This is a genomic window from Glacieibacterium sp., from assembly GCF_965200405.1.
Lineage (GTDB): Bacteria > Pseudomonadota > Alphaproteobacteria > Sphingomonadales > Sphingomonadaceae > Glacieibacterium.
The window spans coordinates 1,511,468-1,529,760 of record NZ_OZ241356.1; the positions used below are offsets into that span (position 1 = coordinate 1,511,468).

The following is an 18,293-nucleotide window of genomic DNA, read 5'->3' on the forward strand; positions in this document are numbered from 1 at the left end:
GTACGTTTCGATCAAGCATCAGCCAGAATCCACGTGATACCGCGCGATCACGGTTCAAACTCAGCAACCCCAAGGCTTTCAGGATCGGAAGCACAGAGCCCCCCGCGAAGTGAGCGCAACAAAGTTGTTGCGAAAATAATTTGGGCAGGCGAAACGAGCTTAACAAATAAGGGGAGACGCATGATCTGGTCGCAGAATTACGATCCATTCAACTCACCGTTGCTCTCTGCGCTGATCTCGGCGCTGCCGGTCGTGGTTCTGCTGAGCGGCATCGGCATCTTCAAGATGAGCGCGCATATCGCGGCGCTGGCGGGTCTCGCGACGGCTCTCGTCATCGCGATCCTGGGTTTCGGCATGCCGGTCCAGATGGCTGGCCTGGCAGCTGCTTACGGCGTCTCCTACGGACTGCTGCCGATCGGCTGGATCGTCCTCAACATCATCTTCCTTTACAAGATCACCAACGAGCGGGGTCAGTTCGATGTGCTGCGCGATTCCATCGCGCGGGTGACCGACGATAGCCGGCTGCAGCTTTTGCTGATCGCCTTCTGCTTCGGCGCATTTTTCGAGGGCGCCGCCGGTTTCGGTGCGCCCGTCGCGATTACCGGTGCGATGCTGATCGGCCTCGGCTTTACCAAGTTGCAGGCTTCGGGCCTGTCGCTGATCGCCAACACTGCGCCGGTCGCTTTTGGTGCGCTGGGCGTGCCGATCGTCACCCTGGCGACCTCGACCGGCCTGCCTTTGGATCAGCTTTCGGCGATGGTCGGGCGACAGATGTTCCTGTTTGCCCTGATCGTGCCGTTCTGGTTAGTCTGCGCTTATTGCGGCTGGCGTCGTGCACTTGAAGTCCTGCCTGCCGTTGCCGTCGCCGGCATCAGCTTTTCGGTCACCCAGCTGCTGATCTCCAACTTCCACGGTCCGTGGCTGACCGCGGTCGGCTCCGGCATCGTCGCGATCATCTCTCTGGTTACGTTCCTGCAGTTCTGGTCGCCCAAGACGATCATGCACGTCAACGAGTCGCGGCTCTCGCCTGGTGATGAGCGGGCTCCGGCGGTTATCCATGCCAGCGTCGACGGGAATCCAAGCAGTGAGTTCGGTGGCACCGGCGGCATCGCTGGTGGCGCAGCAGCGACCGTCCACGCCACTCCCGCCGCTCTGCGCAAGGCGTGGATGCCGTGGATCATCCTGACCGTGCTGGTGTTCATCTGGGGCCTGCCCGTCAGCAAGACGTTCCTCGACGGTATCTTCCGGCCCAAGATCGTCTTCACCGGGCTCGACCATCTGGTGCAGCGCATGCCCCCGGTCGTCGTCCAGCCGGAACTTGAGGCGGCGGTCTACAACCTCAACCTGCTGTCAGCGTCCGGTACGGCCATCCTGGTCGCCGGTCTGCTTTCGGGCTTGTTGCTCGGAGCGCGGCCGGGTGAGATCGCGGCAACGTACGGTCGCGCTTTCAAGGCGGTCATCCCGTCGCTGGTCACTATCGCGGCGATGTTCGCGCTGGGCTATCTGACCCGCTTTGCCGGCGTCGACGCGACGATGGGCCTGGCGTTTGCTGCAACCGGGCTGCTCTATCCGTTCTTCGGCACCATGCTGGGCTGGGTCGGCGTTGCGGTGACCGGCTCCGACACCGCGTCCAACGTGCTGTTCGGCGGACTGCAGAAGGTCACGGCCGAGCAGCTCGGCCTGCCACCCGTATTGATGGCAGCGGCGAACAGCACCGGCGGCGTGATGGGCAAGATGATCGATGCGCAGAGCATCGTCGTCGCCTCGACCGCGACGCAATGGTTCGGACAGGAAAGCAAGATCCTGCGCTACGTCTTCTTCCACAGTGTCATCCTGGGCATGCTGGTCGGCGTCGTGGTCATGCTGATGGCCTATGTCTGGCCGTTCACGCTTCTCGTCCCGACGCTCTAAGGCGGGCCTACCGAACAGGACGGCGCGCGATCCGCAGGGGTCGCGCGCCGTTTTCTTGTGCGGGCTCCAGATGCTGGGCCCGGCCAACGCGGCCTACATTAAGCGGGGCCTGACCGAGCGCCTGCAGTCACGCTGCCGCTGAGCGCAACGGCACAAACAAAAGCGGCGCGGGACCGAAGCCCCGCGCCGCCATTCGCTTGTGAGGACGATGCCGTTACTTGGCGGCGAGTGGTCCGCTGGTGACCTTGGCCTGCGTGTTGGCAAGTGGTCCAAGTTCGCCTGCAACGCCGCGAGCGATAGCGGCAGTTTCGGAACCTGCCTGGAAGCAGGTGAAGTCGGCCCGGTCGCGCCACTGCAGTGGTCCGCACAGGCGCTTGCCGGCGGCGATGGTGGCGTCGTGGACGATGTTGATGGCGCGCTCATAGTCCGGCGAGCCGGGAGCGTAGCCCGTGAAGTTGCCGAGATCGCCGCTCGCCGCGAACACGGCCGTGACGCCCGGGACCTTGGCGATGCCGGCGGCATTCTTCAGGCCTTCGAGGGTCTCGATCATGACGATCATGACGATGTTGTCGTTCGACGTCTGGCGATAGCCACCGGGAACGCCGCCCCACATGGCGGGACCGAAGGCCTGTCCACCACCGGCGCTGCGACGGCCGAGCGGCGGCCAGAACACCCAGTTACGGGCGGTGACGGCTTCCTCTACGGTGTCGACGGTGGGGATCACGATGACCAGGGCGCCGGCGTCGAGGGCGTGCTGGATCTCGCGCTCGTCGGTATAGGCGACGCGCACGCCGGGAACGGCCTTGGCGTACGGGCAGGCGGCCCACATCCGCGCCACCGAGTTCCAGTCACGCGTGTTGTGCTGCATCTCGGTCCAGATGAAGTCGTAGCCGGCATTCGCCATGGCGCAATACGTCTCGGGATCGGTAGCGCTGAACACGGTGCCGCCGGTCAGCTTGCCGCCCTGCTTGAGCTTGAGCATGGCCGGGTTCCAGATCGTGCTTGGACCGCCGCCTTTGGGGTCGAAATTAGGACCGTATTTCCAGGTCTTGTCGTTGAACGGTCCGGTGTTCACGGCGCCGGCCAGCGGCGTCTTGGCAGCGCCGCTATCCTGGCCCGCGGCAGCAGCCAGCGGAAAGCTCAACTTACCGGCGTCGGCATTGTTGGCGTAGGGGTCGGCGGATACCGGGCGGTTGGGCTGCTGGGCGGACGCCTGCGACGCCGCCAGTCCCAATGCCGCAATGGCCATAAGTCGCTTCACTTGATTCTCCCCGTACCTAATTGAGAGTCGACAATTGATGAGCGACCCTGTCGCCAGCCTCCAACTTTACGCATGGCTTGGCAACCGCTTTGCGATCTCAACAGCCTCAACTATTGCGATTTTCCAGTAAGATTCTCGACGATCAGCAAGTCTCTCACAGAGTGACTGATCTCTATTATCCGGCGCAAGATGTTGTTACGTTTCACCCTCCGCCGTTACCTCGCGGACCAAGCGCGGCCAGCGACGAACCACCGGATCACCTGATAATTCGACTCACATCGGAGCCGCTAGTCGCGCGAGTCCGGCTCACCACAGCGGCGTGATCAGGCTCCGTCCGGAGAAATGGGCGTCGAGATTGTCGATGACCAACTGGCCCATGACGGCGCGCGTCTCGACGGTGGCGCTGCCCTGGTGGGGCAGCAGCACGACGTTCTGCATCGACAGCAAGGCTTGCGGCACGTTGGGCTCGTCGGCGAAGACATCGAGGCCGGCGCTGCCGAGCCTGCCGTCGGCGAGGGCGGCGACCAATGTATCCTCGTCGATCACCGAACCACGCGCGATGTTGACGAGCATGCCGTCGGGGCCGAGCGCCTCGATCGTCGCGGCATCGACCAGCTTGGCGGTGTCCTTGCCCCCCGATGTGGCGACGACCAGGATATCGACCGAGGCCGCAAGGCTGACGACGTCGGGCGCATAGCGGTACGATACATCGTCCCGCTTGTTGCGGCTGTAATAGGCGATCTCGGTGGCGAAGGGTTCGGCGCGCTTAGCGATCGCCAGGCCGATGCGGCCCAGGCCCAGGATGCCGATGCGACGGCCGCTCATCCGGCGGGTCAGGGGCGGCGATCCCTTGCTCACCCATTCCCCGTCCCGAACATAGCGATCGTGCTGCGCGATCCGCCGGGAGGTCGCCAGCATCAGGCCGATGGCGAGGTCGGCGACATCGTCGGTCAGCACGTCCGGCGTGTTGGTCACGACGATGCCGCGCGACCGGGCATGGGCGACGTCGGTCGAATCATAGCCGACCGCGCAGACCGAGATGATCTCGAGGTCGGGCAGCGCGTCCATCGTCGCCGCGTCGATACCCTCGGTGCCGCCGGTCACGACGGCGCGAATGCCGGGACCGGGTACGGTGCGAAGGTCGAAATGCTCGCCGAGCTGCTCCAACCCCCAAAGCTCGGGCCGCTTGACCAGCATCAGGACCGCTTGCTTGTCGGACATCGTCGCTCCCCAATCGATTATCGGGGACGTTTGGCATCGCGACTATCCTGTGTCTACATTGCTGTGCATCTGCCAAGTCTCCGGCTATTCATTGCGGCATGGGTGATAATAGTTGAATCTGCTGCTAGATGGATTGGAGTCCGGCATGGTGTCGGTCGAAAAGCCGACGTCGAAGGATAGCGTGGCGATGCACGAGGGTGATTGGCCGACGCTCGATGCGGCGGAGGCGGCTATCCAGCAGGCCCTGGCGCGTACCGAGCGGCGACCGTTCGTGCTCGGCCTGTGCGGGGCCCAGGGCAGCGGGAAATCGACGCTGGCAAACGGCCTGGCGACGCGGCTGGGAGCGAGCGGGATCGAGACCGCAGTGCTGTCGATCGACGACCTCTACATGACCCGGGCGGCGCGCGAGATGCTGGGACGCGATATTCACCCGCTGCTGCGAACCCGCGGCGTGCCGGGCACCCATGACGTGTTCCTCGGCCTCGACGCGATCGCCGCGCTCGACCGAGGCGAAGCTGCCGAGCTGCCGCGCTTCGACAAGTCGCGCGACGACCGTGTGCCGCGTTCCGAATGGAGCACCGCCGATGCGGGCACCGACGTGGTGATCCTCGAAGGCTGGTGCGTCGGCGCCCGGCCGGAGGAACCGTCCGCGCTTCTCGAACCGGTCAATGCGCTGGAACGCGACGAGGACCCGCAGGCGGTTTGGCGGACCTATGTGAACCAGGCGCTTGCCGGCGATTATCAGGCGCTGTTCGCGCGGCTGGACTATCTGATCATCCTCGCCGCGCCGGGCTTCGACATCGTTAGGGCGTGGCGGATCGAGCAGGAACACGCGCTGCGCGATTATGTCGGTGCGTCGGCGCCCGGCGTGATGACCGATGCGCAGATCGGCCGTTTCATCCAGCATTACGAGCGCCTGACGCGGCACATCCTGGCAGAGATGCCGGAGCGCGCCGACCTGACCATCCAGCTGGCGGAAAACCGCGCGCCGGTCAGCGTGTCGTCGCGCGAACCGCTACAAGGCGGCGACATTCCAGAGACACAGGAGAATTGATGATCAAGCTCGCCGCAAATCTGTCGATGATGTTTACCGAACTGCCGTTCATGGAGCGCTTCGGGGCGGCTGCGGCCGCAGGCTTCAAGGGCGTCGAATATTTGTTCCCCTATGAGGAGCCGGCGGAGCGCATCCGCGCCGCCCTCGACGAGCATGGCCTGACCCAGGTGCTGTTCAACGCGCCCCCCGGCGACTGGGCGGCAGGCGAGCGCGGCATCGGCGGTCATCCAGACCGGGTCGAGGAATGCCGCAAGGGCATCGACCAGGCGATCGAATACGCTCGCGCCTTGGGCTGCGCCAACATCCACCTGATGGCGGGGATCAAGCCGGCGAGCGCCGATCATGCCGCCTGCCTCGACACGCTGGTAGCCAACCTGGGCTATGTCGCCGACGCTGCAGCGCCGCACGGCATCACGATCTTCGTCGAAGCGATCAACAGCCGTGTCGACATGCCCGGCTTCATCGTCGACGGCTCGGCCGCGGCGCTGGCCGTCATCGACCGTGTCGGTCGGGACAACGTCCTGTTCCAGTACGACATTTACCACATGCAGATCATGGAGGGCGACCTGGCGCGGGCGATCGAGCGCCTGCTGCCGCGGATCGGGCACATCCAGCTCGCCGACAATCCGGGCCGCAACGAGCCCGGCACCGGCGAGATCAATTACGCCTGGCTGCTGCCGAAGATCGATGCGCTGGGGTACCAGGGCTGGATCGGCTGCGAATACCGCCCGGCGGGCAACACCGTCGCCGGCCTTGGCTGGGCGACACCATGGCTGGGCACCGGCCATTCAGGAGAAGCAGCATGAAGATCGGCTTTATCGGAACGGGCATCATGGGCCGGCCAATGGCAGGCCACCTGCAGGCAGCGGGGCATGAACTGGTCCTGCACCGCCACCGCAGCGACCCGCCGGCCGAGCTGGTCGACGGCGGCGCGACGGTCGGCACCAGCTATGCCGAGATCGCCGCGGCGGTCGAGGTCATCATCCTGATGCTGCCCGATACGCCCGACGTCGAGGCGGCACTGTTCGGCGCCAACGGCCTCGCCACCGGCGACCTGAGCGGCAAGCTGGTCATCGACATGAGCTCGATCGACCCGATCGCCACCCAGCGCTTCGCCGAGCGCGTGGCGAAGCAGGGCGGCGGCTATGTCGACGCGCCGGTGTCGGGCGGCGAGGTCGGTGCCAAGAACGCCGCGCTGACCATCATGATCGGCGGCACGGTCGAGGATGTCGCGCGGGCGCAGCCGCTGTTCGAGGCGATGGGCAAGAACATCACCCATGTCGGCGATGTCGGCGCCGGCCAGATCACCAAGGTCGCCAATCAGATCATCGTCGCGTTGAACATCGAAGCGGTCGCCGAGGGCCTGTTGTTCGCCTCCAAGGCCGGTGCCGATCCGGCCAAGGTGCGCGCCGCATTGATGGGCGGCTTTGCCTCGTCGCGGATCCTCGAAGTGCACGGCGAGCGGATGATCGCCCGGACCTTCAATCCCGGCTTCCGCATCGACCTGCACCGCAAGGACCTCAGCCTCGCCCTGTCGAGTGCGCGGTCGCTCGGCCTGTCGCTGCCCAACACGGCGACTGCACAGGAGCTGTTCAATTCATGTGCCGCCCACGGCGACGGCAACAAGGACCATTCGGCGATGGTCACTGCGCTCGAGCGGCTCGCCAACCACGACGTCGCCTGAGGCTGGCGGGGCCTAGCGCGCCTCGACCAGTTCGATCGCCTCGTGGCTGGGGCCTTCGATCATCACGGCGCGGGCGCTGCCGATCCGGTAGATGCGTTTCAGGATCGGCACCCCCTCGCGCTTGAACCGGGCGATCCAGGCGTCGAGGTCGGTGACACTCAGGCCGACATGATCGATCAGGTGGCCGCGGGTCGAAACCAGCCGCCGCCCGGTCTGGTTCGGATACCAGTTCATCGCCACGCCGCTGAAGCTGACGCCACCGGTCGGCGAGCGGTAGGTGCCTTCCGGGTTCAGCGACGGCCATGACCGATCGGCGCCGCGCGGCATCCGGCAGTCGGCTTCGGTGGGCGGGACGATGCCGCGCCGCGGGGTCGCGTCGAGGTGGCGGGTGTACCAGGCCTGGGCACACAGCGGCTCCTCCTGCCACATGTGGACGTGATCGATGCGCTCGGCGGGCGCGTTGCCGGTGAACTCGATCACCGCCTTGTCCGGTCCGGCGATATAGCCGTTGCCCCCGACGCGGCGCGGCTGGAGGTTTTGAGCTTGGGCCTCGGCGAGCTGAGCGCGGGTGCGGCCGGGGACGCCGGGCGGGTAGGGGTAGGTGTCGCTGCTGATGCCGACGAAACCGCCGCCGTCGCCGGTGTAGAACGGCACGAGCCGGTCCTTGAAGGTGGCCAGGCTGGCCCGGGCATCGACGACGTTCCAGCCGAAGTGCCAATAGGCCGTCTGCTCCGGATCGGCCTTGGGCGGCGAGGCGACCTTGTCGAAGACGATCAGCACGTCGTCGGGCGAGGACAGCGCCGGCTTGCCCTGCCAGCTCACCCGCGATGTGGTCGGGAACGCCTTGATGTAGAAGGCGATGGCGGCTTCGGGATCGCGCGCGTTGAGGTGGATGTGATGAAAGCGCGGCGCCGGCAGATCCGCCGCCGCGGCGCCGCCTGCACCGGCCCAAGCCCAGGCTCCAAGCGCGACCAGCAGGAGCCGCTTCACCGCCTCATCGCAGGGTCAGTTTCTGGACGCGGTAGTTGCCGACCTCGCCGACGTAGAGCTGGCCGGCGGTGCGGCAGTCGATGGCGTTGACCGTGCCGAATTCGCCGGGCCGCTTGCCCGCCCGGCCGAACCTGCCGACGATCCGCCCGTCCAGGTCGAGCTGGTAGATTTCGCCGCCGGTATCGAGATCGTCGACCGGGTTGGAGTTGGAGCTGAACAGCGTCGGACGCGGCCCCTTGGTCAGGCACAGCGCCGCCGGTGCGCCGACGCCGGTGATCGAGCGCTTGAAAGCGCCGTCGCCGTCGAAGACCTGGATGCGCTTGTTGCCGGCGTCGGCGACATAGACGTTGCCGGCGGCATCGATCGCGATCGAATGGACGTCGGCGAACTGACCGTCGCCGCTGCCGGTGCTGCCCCAGGACTTGAGGAAGACGCCGGCCTTGTCGAACTTGGCGATGCGGGTGTTGGTGCCGACGCCGTCCGCAACGTAGATGTTGCCCGCCGCATCCCAAGAGACGTCGGCCGGTGCAGCGAACAGGTCCTGCGGGGCTCCGGCGCCGGGCAGGCTGCCGGCGCGGGGCGGCCGGGGCGGGCCTTCGGGAACGCTGATATCCTCAGGCTTGCGCCCCAGCAGCAAAAGGATGCGGCTGCCGGTCGGATCGAATTTGATGACCATGCCGCTATAGGCATCGACCGCCCAGACATTGTCCTGCGCATCGACCCTGACCTGCTGCGCTGACAGGAAGCCATAGGCCCCCTTGCCGATCTCGCGGACGAACTTGCCCGCGGCATCGAACTCCATCAACGCCGCGCCATTGTGCGCAAACGCCCGCGCGCCGCCCAGCGTCGCGGTCGGATCGCCGGTCCGCATGTAGATGAAGACATGGCCCCTGGAGCTGGTCGCAACCCCGGCGACCTCGCCGAAATAGGTGTCCGGCGGCATCTTCAGCGGCTCGACCGCAGTGAACTTCAGCGTCGGAGCGGGGGCCTGGGCCAGCGCCGCCGCGGACAGCATCGCAGCGGCCGCGAGCAGCAGGCACCGCAGCGCGGGCGTTCGACCGGTCATCATCACTTGCCAGCCCCCTGGAGCACGAACTTCTGCGCTCGCCACGATTCGATCTCGCCGACGAAAAGCTCGTCGGGGTTGCGGCAATCGATGGCGTGGACGACCTGGAAACCCGGCGCCTCCTTGCCGGCATAGCCGAACTTGCCGACCACCGTGCCGTCGAGCTCGAGCTTGTAGATCTGGCCGGTGCGCTCCCAGGTGCCGGGCGCGTTGCCGTTCGGGTTGGAGTTGGAGGCGAACAGATACTGGTGTGGCCCCTGCGAGATGCAGTCGGTCCAGGCCGTGCCGACGTTGGTGTACGCCGCCTTCCAGCGCAGGTCGTTGTCGAGCACGACATAGCGCGCGTTGCCGCGGTCGGCGACATAGACATTGCCCGAGCGGTCGACCTGCAGGCCGTGCGGCAGGTTGAACTCGCCCTGGCCGCTGCCCGCTGCCGAGCCGCCGAACTTGCCGACGAAGCGTCCGTCTCGGTCGTATTTGACTACCCGGTTGTTGCAATAGCCGTCCGCCACGAAGATGTTGCCCTGCGGGTCCCAGGCGACGTCCGACGGTCGGCAGAACGTATATTTCTCGTCCGGCGGATTGGGTCCGCGCCGGGTCGCGACCAGCCCGGCGGTGACCGGCGGACGGTGGCCGAGCACCATCAGGATGCGGCTGCCGTCGGGGTTGAACTTGGTGACGACGTTGGTGCCCTCGTCGACGGTCCAGACATTATCCTGCGCATCGACGCGTACGGCATGCGGGAACTGGAAGCCGTAATAACCCTTGCCGATCTCGCGGACGAAATTGCCGAGCTTGTCGAACTGCCACAGCCGGCCGCCCGGGTTGCCGCGAAAGAAGATAAATATGTCACCGCGGGAGTTGGTGGCGATGCCCTGCGCCTCTCCCATGAACTCGCCGGCGGGAATCTTGAAAAAGCCGGGGACCGCCTTGTACGGCAGCACCGGGACGTTGGGCGCGGTCGCGGCGACCTGTGCGGCCGCGGGAACGCCGGTCGACAGGCAGATCGCTGCCAGTCCCGACTTCAGACAGCGTTTCAAACCAGCCTCCCCTAAGTTGCGCCCGTCGTCCCGCTAGAATTTGAACTCCGCCAGCCCGGCGAGCGCGCAGGCCTCGTCGTCGACCTGCCCGGTCGGCCCGGAGACGGCCAGCGCCCCGATGATCGTGCCGTTCCTGACGATCGGCACGCCGCCCCCCGACGCGCGCAGGCTGGAATCGTTCTCGATCAGCGAGTTGGGCGGCGGTGATCCGATGCTCCTGGCGAAAGCGCTCGACGCCATGCCCTTCTTCAGCACGGTGTAGGCCTTGCGCCGCGCCGCTTCGAAGGAGTTGCCGCGCGCCCCATCCGCCGACAGCAGGACCTTGATGTTGCCGTTGAGGTCGACGACCTGGACCGTCGTCGGCGAATTCTTGAGCAGACACGCCGCCTGCGCGGTCCGGACCGCGGCCAGCGCCTGGTCGAGCGGTATCAGCCGGTCGGGCGGGATCGCCGGGGCCGGGACGATCTCCCAGGGCTTCGGCGCTGCGTCCTGCGCCGAAGCATCCGTCGCTCCGGCCCAGGCTCCGATCGCGAGGATGAGGAGCCCGGCGCGCATGGTGTCAGGAGAATATCTTCTTGGGATTGGCGTGTGCCCAGGTCTTGGAATCGGGCGATGCCGACCATTTGATCGCGTTGGTCATCAGCGTCCGGAACGACGGATTGGTCCAGGCCCGGTTGTCATGACCGTGCTGGATATAGACGATCGGCGAACGCTCCGCGGTCTTGACCCAGGCGGTCATGTTACTGCCCGCCGGATGCCCGGCCTGTTCCGGCCGGAAATTCTCGGCGACCGGCTTGAAGTCGGTGCGCAGCAGCGCATGGACCGAATCCTCGAACATCGGCGAAAGGTAGGTCTCGTCGACGATGTCGAAGCCGTCGCCCAGGCCCTGCGTGATCGGGTGCGCCTTGTCGACGACGGTGATGTGCTCGCTGACGCCGGCGTGATAGCCGGACTGGGGGTAGTTCTTGCCGCGGATGTTCTTCAGCGGGACGTCCCAGTCGGATGCACCGCCCATGACCTCGACGTATTCGGGCCAGGTGTGATTCCACGACGACAGCGCGTGGTGGAAGAAGACGAAGCCCTTGTCGCCGTTGCGCAGCAGCTGCTTGAAGTCGGCGCGAAGCTTGGGTGACGGCGGATGGAAGGTGAAGTTGCGCTTGCCGTCCGGGCCGGGCGCCAGCTCGTCGCGGCCGGCAAAGGCGTCGTAGAACAGGAACACGTCATAGCCGGCGGCCAGCTTGGGGTCGAAGAACGCCTGTGCGGCAGGATGCTCGACGTGCGTCCAGGTGATGTCCTTGCCCATCGAGTCGAGCGTCAGGAACAGGTTCTCCCGGTCGAACGGGTGCGACTTGGTGATGAACAGCACCTTGATCGGGCCGGTGCCACCCTGCGGCATCGGGCGTGTCGCAGGCGGCGGTACGGCGGGTGCGGCGGGCGGGCCGGGCGCCGGCTGGGCCTGCGCGCCGATCAGGGGCAATGCCGCGACGACCGAGGCGGCGCCCACTGCCCGACCGAACAGACTGCGGCGCGATAGCTTGTCCGAGTCGATCTTCGACATGTTGCGTCCCCTGATACCTGCGTGCCGAACGAGTGCTAGACGAAGATCCGCTTTGGATTGGCGTGGGCCCAGGCCTTGGATTCCGGCGACGCGGCCCATTTGATCGCGTTGCTCATCAGCAGGCGCCATTTCGGATTGACCCAGGCGACGACGTCATGGCCGTGCTGGATATAGACGATCGGCGAGCGCTCGGCGGTCTTGACCCAGGCGCTCATGGTGCTGCCGGGAACATGGCCGGGGCCGACATGCGTGCTGCCGGGAGCATGCTGGAACTTGTCGGCGGTCGGCACGAAGTCGGTGCGCAACAGGCAGTGCACCGAATCCTCGAACATCGGGCACAGATAGGTCTCGTCGACGATGTCGAAGCCGTCGCCCAGGCCTTGGGTGATCGGGTGCGTCTTGTCGACGACGCTGACGAACTGCTCGGTGCCCTGGCGGTAGCCGGAAGCCGGATAGTCCTTGCCGCGAATGTTCTTGAGCGGCGTCCCCCAGTCGGCGGCGCCGCCCATCATCTCGACATAGGCGTTGGAGCCGTTGACGCCGGCGGGCCAGGTGTGGGTCCATGACGCGAGCGCGTGATGGAAGAAGACGAAGCCCTTGTCGCCGTTCTGCATCAGCTGCTTGAGGTTGGCCTGCATCTCCGCGGTCGGCACGGTGTCGACGAAGTCGCGGCTGTTGGGCTTGGTCTCGCGGCCGGCAAAGGCGTCGTAGAACAGGTAGACGTCGAACTTCTTCGCGGCGCGTGGATCATAGAACAGCTCCGCCGCCGGGTGCTCGACATGCGTCCAGGTGATGTCGTCGCCCATCGAATCGAGCGCCAGGAACAGGTTCTCGCGGTCGAACGGATGGAACGAGCTGATGAACAGCACGCGGATCGGACCGTTGCCGCCCTGCTTCATCGCCTGTGGCGGCGGGGCCGGGGCCGGCGCCGGCCGCGCAGCGGGCTGGGCATTGGCGATCAGAGGCAGGGTGCCGGCGACGGTTGCGGCTGCTGCCATGCGCCCGAACATCGCGCGCCGCGACAAGCTCTTGTCGGCGCCATCACCATTGTTGCTGGTCATTCGCATCTCCCCGGTAAGCTATTTTGCTCTTGCCCGAGTCGTGTCACCAATCGACGCCAAAGGCAATCGCCGGTGCGCCGCAATTCTCATTCCTGGTAAAAGCTTGGTCCCACCCGTCCATCTGTCGCGACCGGGCGCGGACAAAGAAAAGGGCCCCGCTTTCGCGGAGCCCTTTTCCTGTCGTCTGGACTGGCGTTCAGACGGTTTCGTAGCCGCGCGATTTCACTTCGGTCGTGGACTCGCCGCTGAGCTCGCCGAGCCATTGTTCATGGGTCATCGGGCGCGAGAACATCGGGAAGTTCTTTGCGACGGCAAAGGACTGCTCTTCCGAACTGACGGTGGCGGTGCAATCGGTCAGCGTGACGACGCTATAGCCTTTCTCATAGCCCACCCGCATCGTCGATTCGACGCAGCAATTGGTCAGGAAGCCGCCGAGCGCGATATCGGTGATGCCGCGGCTGCGCAGGACGAAGTCGAGGTTGGTGCTCTCGAACCCGCAAAGCCCGCGCTTGCCCTCGATGACGATGTCGCCGGCCTGCGGCTTGAGCGAATCGACGATCTGGGCGCCCCAGCCACCCTTGATGAACGACTTCGAATCGACGACGGCCTTCAGGATGCCATAAGGCTCGTCGCGCAGCTCGCCATAGCCCTCGGCAAAGGTGATCGGCACCAGCACGATGGTCGCGCCGAGTTCGCGTGCCCGGGCAACCGTCTCGATCGTGTTGGCGAGCATGTTGGTGCTGTCCATGACCGGCTTGACGGCTTCATGCAGCGTGCCGCCTTCGGTGGTGAAGTCGTTCTGATACTCGATCAGAACCAGCGCTGTCTTCTTCGGATCCACGTTTCATCTCCCAAGGAACTGCGGACGTGCGCGGATTTTCTAGGGATCCGGCAAGCCGTCGGCGCCCACATAGCCCGAGATCAAAGCCTGTGTCACGTCCCAAGGCAGCGCGACCGACGCGTGAGAACAAGCACCGGAGAAACATTGACGGCCAAGGGGGCGTGTTGCATCTGGCGAGCTCGTACAACGGGTTGCGACAGTTCTTCTCGATCTCGCCGTTCACCCGATGAGAGTATCTGCAATGAACCAGCATGCTGCGATCGAGGTGGATGTTACGGCGATGCGCGCCGAACTGGTCACTGCATTGAAGGACGTCGTCGGTAGTCGTCAGGTTCATACCAGCGACGCTGCGACGCGATCTTACCGGATGGGCTATCGATTTGGCGGCGGCCGCGTCCTGGCCGTGGTCTGCCCGGGCTCACTGGTTGAGATGTGGCGCGTTACCAGCCTGGTCGTCGCGGCCGGCCAGATCCTCATCATGCAGGCCAGCAATACCGGCCTGACCGGCGGCTCGACCCCCGATGGCAACGACTATGACCGCGATATCGTCATCGTCAGCACGCTGCGGATGGCCAAGGTCCAACTGATCCAGGACGGCAAGCAGGTCATCTGCCTGCCCGGCGCGACGCTCAACCAGCTCGAAAGGCTGCTCAAGCCGCTGGGTCGCGAGCCGCATTCGGTGATCGGCTCGTCGTGCATCGGCGCTTCGGTGCTCGGCGGGATCAGCAACAATTCCGGCGGCGCGCTGGTCCGCCGCGGCCCGGCGTTCACCGAGATGGCGTTGTTCGCCCGCGCCCGCGCCGACGGCACGCTGGAACTGGTCAATCACCTCGGCGTCCAGCTCGGCGACGCGCCCGAGGAGATACTGACCCGGCTGGAGAACCAGGATTACGCCGCGACGGACGTCGTCGACAGCGGCGCGCGGGCGTCGGACAACGACTATGCCGCACACGTCCGGGACGTCGATGCAGCAACCCCGGCGCGCTTCAACGCCGACCCCAGCCGGTTGTTCGAGGCATCGGGCTCGGCCGGCAGGATGGTGCTGTTCGCCGTCCGGCTCGATACATTCCCGCGGGAGGCCGAGACGTCGGTGTTCTACATCGGCACCAACGACACCGCCGACCTGACCGCGATCCGCCGCGGCATGCTGCGCAGCAACCAGCCGCTGCCGATCGCCGGCGAATACATGCACCGCGACGCCTTCAACCTGACCGAGCGCTACGGCAAGGACACCTTCCTGGCGATCCGGCGCCTGGGCACCGACAAGCTGCCGACGCTGTTCCGCCTCAAGGACAAGGTCGATGCGATGGCGCGCAAGATCGGCATTCGGGCGCTGAGCGACCGCGTCCTGCAGCTTGCCAGCCGCGTCGCGCCCTCCCACCTGCCGCCGCGGATGCTCGAGTTTCGCGACCGGTTCGAACATCATCTGGTGGTCAGGGTGTCGGCGGCCGATGCCGGCGCACTGCGCGACCTGCTCGACGCCCGTCTGGGTCCGGCCGATGCCGATTACTACGCCTGCACGCCGGTCGAGGCGGAGGCGGCGTTCCTGCACCGCTTCGCTGCGGCCGGTGCGGCGGTCCGCTACCGCACCATCCACGCCGCCGAGGTCGAGGAGATCGTCGCGCTCGACATCGCGCTGCGCCGCGACGACCAGGCCTGGTTCGAAACCCTGCCACCCGAAGTCGAGGCCGGCATCAGCCACAAACTCTATTACGGGCACTTCTTCTGCCACGTCTTCCACCAGGACTATATCGTCCGCAAAGGCGTCGATCCGCTGGCGCTGGAGCATGCGATGTGGGCGCTCCTCGACGATCGCGGCGCCGAATATCCAGCCGAGCACAATGTCGGGCACCTGTATCCAGCCAAGCCGAACCTGGTCGAGTTCTACAAGGAGCTGGACCCGTGCAACTGCCTCAATCCAGGTATCGGCCAGACTTCGAAACAGGCGCACTGGCAGTAAAACTCCGCCGCCCGCACAGGTGAACGGCACGAGCGCTGCGCCCGATCCGGCCGGCGGCGCGTTGGCCCGGCTCGGCGGGTCGATGGTGAACCGCGTTGCGGGGCAGATTGCGGTGAGTTCGACGATGTCTATCTACCGCGCCGGCGGTGAGCGCGGTTCCAAGTCGCGCTCAATTGCGCCGTCGTTCCGGCGCGGCTAGAGCGGCGGCATGAGCAATCACCTGAGCGAACTTGGCGACGAAGCCCCGATCGAAGGCCGCGATCAGCTGATCTCGGTGTTCGAGCGCGGCGCCCGGCCGGCTGCCGACTGGCGCATCGGCACCGAGCATGAGAAATTCGTCTACCGCACCGCCGATCATCGCGCCCCGAGCTACGACGAGCCCGGCGGCATCCGCGACCTGCTCAAGGAGATGGAGGGCTATGGCTGGGAGCCGGTGCTGGAAGGCGGCAAGGTCATCGCGCTCAAGGGTGCCGACGGCGCGATCAGCCTCGAGCCGGCGGGCCAGTTCGAACTGTCGGGCGCGCCGCTGGAGTCGATCCACGACACCTGCGCCGAGTCGAACCGCCACCTGAAGCAGTGCCAGGAGATCGGCGACCGGCTCGGCCTGGGCTTCCTCGGCCTCGGCTTCTGGCCCGACAAGACCCGCGCCGAGCTGCCGGTGATGCCGAAGGGCCGCTACGAGATCATGCGGGCGCACATGCCGCGCGTCGGCAACCTCGGCCTCGACATGATGCTGCGGACCTGCACCATCCAGACCAACCTCGACTATGCGTCGGAGGCCGACATGGCGCTGAAGTTCCGCGCTTCGATGGCCTTGCAGCCGCTGGCGACCGCGCTGTTCGCCAATTCGCCGTTCACCGAGGGCAAGCCCAACGGCTTCCGCAGCTTCCGCAGCCACATCTGGACCGACACTGACCCGCACCGCACCGGCACGCTGCCTTTCGTCTTCGAGGACGGCTTCGGCTTCGAACGCTATGCCGACTACGCGCTCGATGTGCCGATGTACTTCGTCTACCGCGACGGCAAGTATATCGACGCGGCCGGCCTGAGCTTCCGCGACTTCCTGGCGGGCAAGCTGTCCGTGCTGCCCGGCGAGACGCCGCGGCTGTCCGACTGGAAGGACCATCTGTCGACGGCTTTCCCGGAGGTCCGGATGAAGGGCTATCTGGAGATGCGCGGTGCCGACGGCGGGCGTTGGGACCGGATCTGCGCGCTGCCGGCGCTGTGGGTCGGGCTGTTGTACGACGACAGCGCGCTCAACGCCGCCTGGGACCTGTGCAAGCATTGGACCAACGCCGATCACGACCGCCTGCGCGCCGAGGTCCCCAGGCTCGCCCTGAACGCCGCCAGTCCCAACGGCGGCACGCTGCAGGACCTCGCCAAGGAGGTCCTCAAGATCGCCGATGCAGGCCTCGCCTCGCGCGCCCGCCTCAATGGCGCCGGCGACAGCGAGCAGGGTTTCCTGGGCCCGCTGCACGAGATCGCCGCCAGCGGGCTGACCAACGCCGACCGGATGCTGGCTGCATATCATGGCCGCTGGAACGGCGACGTCGCGGCGGTCTACGCAGAGGAAAGCTATTGACCGAGACTCTCTACCCGGCCGACCCACGCGCCGAGCGCAGCTCCGGCCGCCGCATCTTCAAGGCGACGGTCATCGTGCTGGCGACGACCACCGCCGCGTATCTGATGTGGCGGCTGGTCGACCTGCTGCTGCTGCTGTTCGCCTGCGCCCTGACCGCGCTGATCCTGGTGACGATCACCAACCTGATCCGGCGGCGGATCAAGATGCCCTATGGCGCGGCACTGACGCTGGCGGTGCTGCTGATCGCGGCGGTGCTGGGCGGCGCGTTCTGGTTCTTCGGCGCGGCGATGACGGCGCAGTTCTCGGAGCTGATCCAGCGGCTGCCTGCAGCATGGTCGGCGGTCCAGCTGCGCCTCCAGCAGTCGGAAATGGGTGCGCTGGCGCTGGCCCGCGCGCATGAGTTCGCGCCGAGCAGCCAGAACATCGTGACGCTGCTGACCAACGCCCTGGCGATCGGCGGCGGCATCCTGTCCGGGCTGGCGGTGGTCATCGTCGGCGGGCTGTATCTCGCGGCACAGCCCGGCCTGTACGGTGGCGGCCTGATCCGCCTGATCCCGGCCAAGGCCCAGGCCCGCAGCATCGAGACGTTCGAGGCCATCGCCGCCTCGCTCCGCGGGTGGCTCAAGGGACAGGCGCTGGGCATGATCTTCGTCGGCATCGGCACCAGCATCGGCCTCGCCATCGTCGGCGTCCCGGCGGCCCTGGCGATCGGCCTCGTCGCCGGACTGGCCGAGTTCGTGCCGTATCTCGGCACCTTCGTCGCCGTCATCCCCGCCACCATCCTCGGCTTCTCGCAGGGGACCGAGACCGGCGTCTGGACACTGGTCGTGCTGATCGGCGTCCAGCAGCTGCAGGGCAACCTCGTCATGCCGCTGCTCCAGAACAAGATGGTCGACCTGCCACCCGCCCTGACCATCTTCGGGCTGATCGCCGCCGGCATCCTGCTCGGCCCGGTCGGTGTGCTGCTGGCAACGCCGCTGACGGTGGTGGCGCTGGTGCTGGTGCGGCGCCTGTATCTCAACGACGACGAGCCGCTGACCGGCAAGGGCTGAACTCGCGTCGCG

The 18,293-nt window shown here is 66.3% G+C and carries 17 protein-coding genes; 8 read left to right on the plus strand and 9 right to left on the minus strand.

All coding sequences use genetic code 11. The annotated features are described in order from the left end of the window. Nucleotides 1-180: 180 nt before the first annotated feature. Complete coding sequence (locus ACOFKW_RS06965; RefSeq protein WP_419816598.1) at nucleotides 181-1,911, plus strand: L-lactate permease; 1,731 nt, start codon at nucleotides 181-183, stop codon at nucleotides 1,909-1,911. Between the two features lie 214 nt (nucleotides 1,912-2,125). Here the strand turns inward: ACOFKW_RS06965 and ACOFKW_RS06970 are convergent, their stop codons facing one another. Beyond that, entirely contained in the window at nucleotides 2,126-3,172 is a 1,047-nt protein-coding gene (locus ACOFKW_RS06970; protein ID WP_419816599.1) for an HpcH/HpaI aldolase family protein, read from the minus strand. Nucleotides 3,173-3,478: 306 nt separating this feature from the next. Continuing rightward, the gene (locus ACOFKW_RS06975) at nucleotides 3,479-4,393 is read right to left on the minus strand and encodes a 2-hydroxyacid dehydrogenase (RefSeq protein ID WP_419816600.1); all 915 of its coding nucleotides are present in this window, start codon (nucleotides 4,391-4,393) and stop codon (nucleotides 3,479-3,481) included. A 187-nt stretch (nucleotides 4,394-4,580) separates the two neighbouring features. Here ACOFKW_RS06975 and ACOFKW_RS06980 point away from each other — a divergent pair, with 187 nt between their 5' ends. Genes ACOFKW_RS06980 through ACOFKW_RS06990 form a run of 3 tightly spaced genes read left to right on the plus strand, consistent with a single transcriptional unit; the run spans nucleotide 4,581 to nucleotide 7,131 of the window. Beyond that, a complete protein-coding gene (locus ACOFKW_RS06980) occupies nucleotides 4,581-5,447 on the plus strand; it encodes a kinase (protein ID WP_419816894.1) in 867 nt (288 codons plus the stop codon). Then, the gene (gene otnI, locus ACOFKW_RS06985; RefSeq protein WP_419816601.1) at nucleotides 5,447-6,253 is read left to right on the plus strand and encodes a 2-oxo-tetronate isomerase; all 807 of its coding nucleotides are present in this window, start codon (nucleotides 5,447-5,449) and stop codon (nucleotides 6,251-6,253) included. Before ACOFKW_RS06980 ends, otnI begins: the two co-directional genes overlap by 1 nt. Further along, nucleotides 6,250-7,131 (plus strand): 2-hydroxy-3-oxopropionate reductase, encoded by an 882-nt coding sequence (locus ACOFKW_RS06990; protein WP_419816602.1) that lies wholly within the window; start codon nucleotides 6,250-6,252, stop codon nucleotides 7,129-7,131. The genes otnI and ACOFKW_RS06990 overlap by 4 nt, the downstream gene beginning before the upstream one ends. A gap of 12 nt (nucleotides 7,132-7,143) precedes the next feature. Here ACOFKW_RS06990 and ACOFKW_RS06995 read toward each other — a convergent pair whose 3' ends face one another. From ACOFKW_RS06995 to ACOFKW_RS07025, 7 genes are all read right to left on the minus strand, one after another. After that, nucleotides 7,144-8,121 carry a VOC family protein gene (locus ACOFKW_RS06995; protein WP_419816603.1) on the minus strand — a complete coding sequence of 326 codons (978 nt, stop codon included), beginning with the start codon at nucleotides 8,119-8,121 and terminating at the stop codon, nucleotides 7,144-7,146. A 4-nt stretch (nucleotides 8,122-8,125) separates the two neighbouring features. Continuing rightward, complete coding sequence (locus ACOFKW_RS07000; RefSeq protein WP_419816604.1) at nucleotides 8,126-9,190, minus strand: peptidyl-alpha-hydroxyglycine alpha-amidating lyase family protein; 1,065 nt, start codon at nucleotides 9,188-9,190, stop codon at nucleotides 8,126-8,128. Beyond that, nucleotides 9,190-10,227: a hypothetical protein gene (locus tag ACOFKW_RS07005; protein ID WP_419816605.1), complete on the minus strand. Its 1,038-nt coding sequence runs from the start codon at nucleotides 10,225-10,227 to the stop codon at nucleotides 9,190-9,192. Before ACOFKW_RS07005 ends, ACOFKW_RS07000 begins: the two co-directional genes overlap by 1 nt. A 33-nt stretch (nucleotides 10,228-10,260) precedes the next feature. Further along, nucleotides 10,261-10,782: a GlcG/HbpS family heme-binding protein gene (locus ACOFKW_RS07010; RefSeq protein ID WP_419816606.1), complete on the minus strand. Its 522-nt coding sequence runs from the start codon at nucleotides 10,780-10,782 to the stop codon at nucleotides 10,261-10,263. A 4-nt stretch (nucleotides 10,783-10,786) separates the two neighbouring features. Next, entirely contained in the window at nucleotides 10,787-11,785 is a 999-nt protein-coding gene (locus tag ACOFKW_RS07015; RefSeq protein ID WP_419816607.1) for a ThuA domain-containing protein, read from the minus strand. 35 nt (nucleotides 11,786-11,820) lie between these two features. Next, nucleotides 11,821-12,846: a ThuA domain-containing protein gene (locus ACOFKW_RS07020; protein WP_419816608.1), complete on the minus strand. Its 1,026-nt coding sequence runs from the start codon at nucleotides 12,844-12,846 to the stop codon at nucleotides 11,821-11,823. 196 nt (nucleotides 12,847-13,042) lie between these two features. After that, nucleotides 13,043-13,687 carry a cysteine hydrolase family protein gene (locus ACOFKW_RS07025; protein ID WP_419816609.1) on the minus strand — a complete coding sequence of 215 codons (645 nt, stop codon included), beginning with the start codon at nucleotides 13,685-13,687 and terminating at the stop codon, nucleotides 13,043-13,045. 280 nt (nucleotides 13,688-13,967) lie between these two features. On the opposite strand from ACOFKW_RS07025, the gene dld reads away from it, so the two are divergent. Genes dld through ACOFKW_RS07045 form a run of 4 tightly spaced genes read left to right on the plus strand, consistent with a single transcriptional unit; the run spans nucleotide 13,968 to nucleotide 18,281 of the window. Next, on the plus strand, nucleotides 13,968-15,647 hold the full coding sequence (gene dld / locus ACOFKW_RS07030) for a D-lactate dehydrogenase (protein WP_419816895.1): 1,680 nt from the start codon (nucleotides 13,968-13,970) through the stop codon (nucleotides 15,645-15,647). 19 nt (nucleotides 15,648-15,666) lie between these two features. Then, nucleotides 15,667-15,846 (plus strand): hypothetical protein, encoded by a 180-nt coding sequence (locus ACOFKW_RS07035; RefSeq protein WP_419816610.1) that lies wholly within the window; start codon nucleotides 15,667-15,669, stop codon nucleotides 15,844-15,846. 9 nt (nucleotides 15,847-15,855) lie between these two features. Beyond that, a complete protein-coding gene (locus ACOFKW_RS07040) occupies nucleotides 15,856-17,229 on the plus strand; it encodes a glutamate--cysteine ligase (protein ID WP_419816611.1) in 1,374 nt (457 codons plus the stop codon). Then, nucleotides 17,226-18,281 (plus strand): AI-2E family transporter, encoded by a 1,056-nt coding sequence (locus ACOFKW_RS07045; protein ID WP_419816612.1) that lies wholly within the window; start codon nucleotides 17,226-17,228, stop codon nucleotides 18,279-18,281. Before ACOFKW_RS07040 ends, ACOFKW_RS07045 begins: the two co-directional genes overlap by 4 nt. Nucleotides 18,282-18,293: the final 12 nt, after the last annotated feature.